This window comes from Streptomyces sp. KLMMK (genome assembly GCF_036961605.1).
GTDB classification, from domain to species: Bacteria; Actinomycetota; Actinomycetes; order Streptomycetales; family Streptomycetaceae; genus Streptomyces; species Streptomyces telluris.
Genome location: NZ_JBAMDC010000469.1, coordinates 1 through 4,600 on the forward strand (window position 1 = coordinate 1; position 4,600 = coordinate 4,600).

At 74.6% G+C, this 4,600-nt stretch carries 5 protein-coding genes; all 5 read left to right on the top strand.

Annotated features, from left to right (window positions below):
- Positions 1-1,193, top strand: a 1,193-nt coding sequence (locus tag V7793_RS33790) for an AMP-binding protein (RefSeq protein ID WP_336013516.1), incomplete at its 5' end; no start/stop codon positions are given.
- On the top strand, positions 1,190-1,453 hold the full coding sequence (locus tag V7793_RS33795) for an acyl carrier protein (protein ID WP_336013517.1): 264 nt from the start codon (positions 1,190-1,192) through the stop codon (positions 1,451-1,453). The genes V7793_RS33790 and V7793_RS33795, both read left to right, overlap by 4 nt.
- A gap of 121 nt (positions 1,454-1,574) precedes the next feature.
- Positions 1,575-2,756: an acyl-CoA dehydrogenase family protein gene (locus V7793_RS33800; protein ID WP_336013518.1), complete on the top strand. Its 1,182-nt coding sequence runs from the start codon at positions 1,575-1,577 to the stop codon at positions 2,754-2,756.
- A gap of 55 nt (positions 2,757-2,811) precedes the next feature.
- Complete coding sequence (locus V7793_RS33805) at positions 2,812-4,011, top strand: acyl-CoA dehydrogenase family protein (RefSeq protein ID WP_336013519.1); 1,200 nt, start codon at positions 2,812-2,814, stop codon at positions 4,009-4,011.
- A partial coding sequence (locus V7793_RS33810; RefSeq protein ID WP_336013520.1) for an MFS transporter occupies positions 4,008-4,600 on the top strand: 593 nt, incomplete at its 3' end. The genes V7793_RS33805 and V7793_RS33810, both read left to right, overlap by 4 nt.

Below are 4,600 nucleotides of genomic sequence, written 5' to 3' on the forward strand. Positions count from 1 at the left end.
CGGGCGCGGACAAGCCCGCCCCGCTGCCCGCGCCCGCCGGCAGCGGCGGCTACGTCCTGTTCACCTCCGGCAGCACCGGCCGCCCCAAAGGGGTGCTCCTCTCGCACGCCAACGTCGCCCACTTCGCACTGTGGGCCGCCGCCGAGCTCGGGCTGACGGAGAGCGACCGCGTCGGCTCCCAGGCCGCGCTGACCTTCGACCTCACGACCTTCGACCTGTTCAGCACGGCCGCGGCGGGCGCCTGCGCCGTCCTCATGCCCGACGTCCTGCGGACCTTCCCGCGCGACGTCGTCGGCTGGCTCCACGAACAGCGCATCACCGCCTTCTACGCGGTGCCCTCCCTCTACCAGGGCATGCTCGAACGGGGCGGCATCGCGGAGGACTTCCCGCCCTCCCTGCGCGTGGCGGCCTTCGCGGGCGAGCCCTTCGCCCCACGCCCCCTGGAGCGCTACCTGCAGCTCCTGGGCGACGTGCCGCTGTACAACCTCTACGGGCCGACGGAGACCAACGTCTGCACGTACAGCCGGGTGCCCGCCGGCTGGACCGCCGACCAGGAGGTCACCATCGGCCGGGCCGTCGACGGCGACGTCGTCGACGTCCTCGGCGAGGACGGCCTGCCCACCGACGGCACCGGTGAGATCCACGTCGCCGGTGCCACCGTCTTCCAGGGCTACCTGCAGGACGGGACCCTCACCGACCCCACCCGCACGGTGCGCTTCCGCGACGGCGTCGCCCGCCGCGCCTACGCCACCGGCGACATCGGCCGCATCACCGCCGACGGCCGCGTGTTCCTGCGCGGCCGCGGCGACACGCAGGTCAAGCGGCGCGGGCACCGCATCGACCTGCTCGACGTCGAGAGCGCCGTGCTCGCGCTGCCCGGCGTCACCGCCGCCGCGGTCGTCGCCAAGGAGGGCGCGCACCACGGCGAGATCTGGGCGTACGTCCGGAGCGACGGGGGCGGCAGGGATACCGCAGCCGCTGCGGAGACCTCCCCCGGGGCGATCGCCGAGGAGGTCCTCGCCGGTCTGCGCGGGCTCCTGCCGCTGCGCATGCTGCCCGACCGCGTCGTCCCCGCCGCCGCCCTGCCCGTCAACGCCCGCGGCAAGGTCGACCGCCGCGCGCTCGCCACCCGCACCGACGGGCCCCGTACCGCCGGCCCGTCCACCACTCCCACAGAAGGAGCCCGCGCGTGAACACCGTAGAGGACCTCTGCACCCTGATCAGCAGCAAGATCACCTGGGGGCGCGGCGAGGAGCCCCGGCAGCTGCAGCCCGGCACCCCGCTGCTCGAACAGGGTCTGCTGGACTCGCTGTCCATCATGCAGATCGTCGCCGCGCTCGACGCGCAGGCCGGCATCGTGCTGCCGGACACCGAGATCGTCGCAGCCAACTTCCGCAGCCCGCAGGCGCTGTGGAGCGTGCTGGAAGGACTCCGGGCGGAGGTCGCCCGGTGAGCGACGCATGCGCGGCCACCGGGCCGCACCCGACCGTGATGCCCGCACCTCTGCGCCGCGCAGGCGCAGATGGGGGTACCTCCCAGGCCGTTCAGGCTCTGGGGGAGAACGAGGAGACACCGTGAGTGCCGCCGAGCACCTGCTGCGCTCCGGTCCCCCGGGGACCGAGGCCGTGGTGGACGAGTACCGCGACCGGGCGCTGCCCCTGGTGGAGCAGCTGACCGGCAAGGGCTTCCGCGACCGGTGGGAGGCCCTGGCCGGGCTCGGCGTGCTCCGTCTGGACCCCCCGGAGCCCGGCCCCGGGGCGTCCGCGGACGCCGCCGCGCCCGGGCCCGTCACCCGCTCACTGGCCATGATCGAGGGCATCGGCCTGGCCGGCGCCGACCCCGGCGTCGTCTACGCCATGGCCTCCCAGGTGTTCGGCATGGAGTACCCGCTGCGCGCCGTGCTCCCGGCCGGCGCGTGGCGGTCCGTCGCCCGCATCCAGGAGGGGCGGGAGCTGCTGTGCCACGCCCTCACCGAACGCAGGGGCGGCAGCGACCCGCTGTCGATGGACACCCGCGCCACGCGCGACGGCGACGGCTACGTGCTGGAGGGCGCCAAGACCTTCATCACCGCCGCCCCCGTGGCCGACCTGGCCCTCGTCTTCGCCCGTACCGAGCAAGGCCGCTCGCCGTTCTCCCTGTCCGCCTTCCTGTTCCCCGTCGCCACCCCGGGCGTGACCCGCGCCGACGCCTTCGCCAAGACCGCACTGCCCGGCGTGCCGATGGGCGAGCTCGTCCTCGACGGCGTACGGCTGGGCGCGGGCAGCCTGGTGGGCGGCGAGGGCTCGGGCCTGGCGATCCTCTCCTCCACCACCACCTGGGAGCGGGCCCTGCTGCTCGGCTACGCCCTCGGCCCGATGCGCCGCACCCTGCAGCGCCTGACGGACTGGGCCTGCGAGCGCGGGCACTTCGGCCGCCGGATGGGCTCCAGCCACCAAGTGGCCGCGCGCATCAGCGACATGGCGCTCGTCCTGCACCGCTCCCGCACGCTGCTGTACGCCATGGCGGCGCGGCTCGACGCGGGAACGCCCACCCGCCGGCTGTCGGCCGAGGCCGCCCTGACCAAGATCTCCGTCTCCGAGGACTACGTACGGCTGACCGAGCACGCCACCGCGCTGTCGGGCGTACGGGCCTTCATCGCCGATTCCGAACTCCCCGCCGATCTGCACAGCCCCATGGCGGCGCTCACCTATGCAGGCCCCAACGACCTGCTGCGCATCGGGGTCGCCCGTGAATTCGGGCTCCCCGTCGAAAACTGATTCGCGAACCGATTCCCGAGCCGGGAACCCGATTTCCGAAAGGCCCCTCATGGCCATGTCCCTGCCCACCGAGCTGCTGCCCGCCGAATTCGACGAACTGCTCGACCTCGCCGAGGCGACCGGGGCGGCCCTCGCCCCGTTCGCCGCCGAGGTGGACGCGGGCCGCTCCACCGGCCACGAGACCTACCGCATCCTGCGCGAGGCCGGGCTGCTCGGCCTGCTCGTGCCCCGCGCGGCCGGCGGGGCCGGGCTCGGCTTCGCCGCCTACTCCCGGGTGCTCGCCGTGCTGGGCGCCCACAACGGCGCCGCCGCTCTCGGCTTCAACATGCACAACGTCGCGATCGGCTCCCTGTGCGAGTCCGCCGGCACGCCCCTGCCGCCCGCGGCGGAGGCCTTCCGGTCCTGGCTCTTCGGCGAGGTGGTCCACGGGCGCAAGCTTTTCGCCTCCGCCACCTCCGAGGCCGGCAGCGGCGCCAAGCTCCGCGGCGTGCGCACCTCCTACCGCCGCACCGAGGACGGCGGGTACGTCATCACCGGCGAGAAGTCCTTCGTCTCGCTGGCGGGCGTCGCCGACTACTACGTGGTCGCCGCCCGCGCCGAGGGCACCGAAGGCAGCGGCGAGGTCTCGCACTTCGTCGTCGCGGCGGACGACCCCGGCGTGGGCTTCGGAGAGGTGCACAGCCTGTCCGCCATGTACGGCACCAGCACCGCGGGCATGACCCTGGACGCGGTGACCGTGCCGCGCTCCCGGCTCTTCCTCGGCGTCGAGGGGATGTCCCTGTACAAGCTGGTGCGCGAACCCCACTGGATGATCGCCGGGTACACGGGCGCCTACCTGGGCATCGCCGAGGCGATCCTGCGCTTCACCACCGGCCACGTGGCCGCCTCGCCCCGGCGCGCCGGGTCGCCGGTGCTGCAGCGCGAGCTCGGCCGGATGTCCGCGCGGCTGAGCGCCGCCCGGGCCCTGGTCGCCGAGGCCGGTGCGCGCGTGGACGCCGCGCGCGGCAGCGCCGGGGCCAACGCCGCGGTGCACGCCGCGAAGTACGTCGTCGGCGAGACCGGGCCCGCCCTCGCGCAGGACGCCGTCCGGATCTGCGGCTCGGTGGCCGTGAGCCGGTCGCAGCCGCTCGAACGACTGCTGCGGGAGGCGTCCTTCGCCTCCGTGATGCCCGCCAAACCGGAGGAGTGCCTGGAGTACCTGGGCAAGGCCGCGCTCGGCGTGAACCTGTACGACGCGACGGCCTTCGACTGGTGAGGGTCAACGGACAGCGGCGGCCCGCCGCGGCGGGGGCCCCGGCCCCCGCCCTGCCCGCCGTACCGCGCGCCGCCGTCCCCACCGTCACGTACGTGCTGTTCGTGGTGATGGCCGGCGGCACCCTGCCCACGCCCGTCTACGCCCTGTACACGCAGCGGCTGCACCTGTCCCCGCCGGTCGTCGCGCTGGTCTTCGCGGCCTACGCGGTGGGGATCGTGGCCGCCCTGCTGCTGTTCGGAGGGCTGTCGGACAAGATCGGGCGGCGCGCCACGCTCGTCCCGGCGCTGGTCGTGGCCGCGGCGAGCAGCGTCGTCTTCATCGCCCTGCCCACCCTGCCGGGGCTCTTCGCCGGGCGGCTGCTCTCCGGCGTCTCGGTGGGCCTGACGACCGGCGCCGCCACCGCGTACCTGAGAGAACTGCACCCCTCGCCGCCGCGGGCCGCCCTCATCGCCTCGGTCACCAACATGGCCGGGCTCGGCAGCGGGGCGCTGCTGTCGGGCGTCCTCGTGGAGTACGCGCCCTCGCCCGAGGTGCTGCCGTACACCGTCCTGATCACCCTGCTGCTGCCGGGCGCGGCGCTCGCGCTGCT

Coding starts and splice junctions, on each gene's coding strand:
- V7793_RS33805 (WP_336013519.1), top strand. CDS start 2,812: ATGTCCCTGCCCACCGAGCTGCTGCCCGCCGAATTCGACGAACTGCTC.